This window comes from Psychroserpens sp. SPM9, assembly GCF_025153525.1.
Taxonomy (GTDB): domain Bacteria; phylum Bacteroidota; class Bacteroidia; order Flavobacteriales; family Flavobacteriaceae; genus Psychroserpens.
In genome coordinates this window covers 1-1,107 of sequence record NZ_JANZNR010000031.1, presented here as the reverse complement: position 1 = coordinate 1,107, position 1,107 = coordinate 1, and the positions used below count along the sequence as shown (strand labels likewise).

Genomic DNA, 1,107 nt, shown 5'->3' with positions numbered 1-1,107 from the left:
GCTCTATTCAATAACTTAACGCAACAAATCTAAAATTATAGATTTGTTATAATGGAAGTAAAAAAGCATAGACGACTTACCCTAAAGGAAAGAATCCAAATTGAGACTCTTTTAAACGAAAATAGATCCAAAGCTTATATCGCTAAACAGCTAAAAAGATCAAGATCTACAATCACCAGAGAAGTAAACAAATTAGTCGATAATACCAATGATAAATACGATGCTCATTTATCACATTGGTGTGCTAAAGATGATTACTTAAACAAAAGAAATTTAGATAAAATTAGTACTTATAAACCTCTAAAACATTTTGTCTACAAAGGACTCTTGTCAGAGTGGACTCCAGAACAAATATCCGGAAGAATCAAAGAGCTTTATCCCAATGACCCTATAATGTTTATTTCTCATGAAGCAATCTACAAACACATTTACACAAGACCACAAGCAAGTTTAAACAAAAAACTAATCAAACTACTTGTACGTAAAAAAACTAGACGTAGACCGCCTAAAAAAAGACGTGGTACTGGTAGCAAAATAATCAACCAAGTCAGTATTGACAACAGACCTAAACATATTGAAGACAGAATTGAAATTGGGCATTGGGAAGGTGATTTAATCATCGGGAAGAATCACAAAAGTGCCATAGGAACCATTGTAGAACGAAAAGCTAGATATACAATCATTATAAAACTAAACTCTAAAAAAGCGGATGAAGTTGCTAAAATGTTTTCTAAAAAACTAAATCAATTAAACAGCATTTTTAAAAAATCTATGACTTACGACAACGGAATTGAAATGGCCAGGCACGAAAAAATAACGCAAAATACAGGCATGAAAATTTTCTTTGCACATCCCTACTCTTCCTGGGAAAGAGGAACTAACGAAAACACAAATGGGCTCATTAGACGATACCTTCCAAAAGGAACAGACTTTAATCAAATTGATGAAAAATTACTCATGAAAATTCAAGAAAAACTTAACAATAGACCTCGAAAAATAATTGGGTATAAAACGCCTCAAGAAATTATGGATTCTGAACTAAAAAATGTAGCTTAGTATCAACTAAAAAAAAGCAACGTTTGTTGCGTTAGAACCTTGAATGCAGCA

The 1,107-nt window shown here is 32.2% G+C and carries 1 protein-coding gene; it reads left to right on the top strand.

Annotated elements, in window-relative coordinates; all coding sequences use genetic code 11:
• The first annotated feature begins 51 nt into the window (after window positions 1-51).
• Entirely contained in the window at window positions 52-1,056 is a 1,005-nt protein-coding gene (locus N4270_RS17070; protein ID WP_260098564.1) for an IS30 family transposase, read from the top strand.
• Window positions 1,057-1,107 lie beyond the last annotated feature (51 nt).

What these genes read in the sequence shown, in the direction of transcription:
- N4270_RS17070 (WP_260098564.1), top strand. Translation starts at nt 52, where the DNA reads ATGGAAGTAAAAAAGCATAGACGACTTACCCTAAAGGAAAGAATCCAA.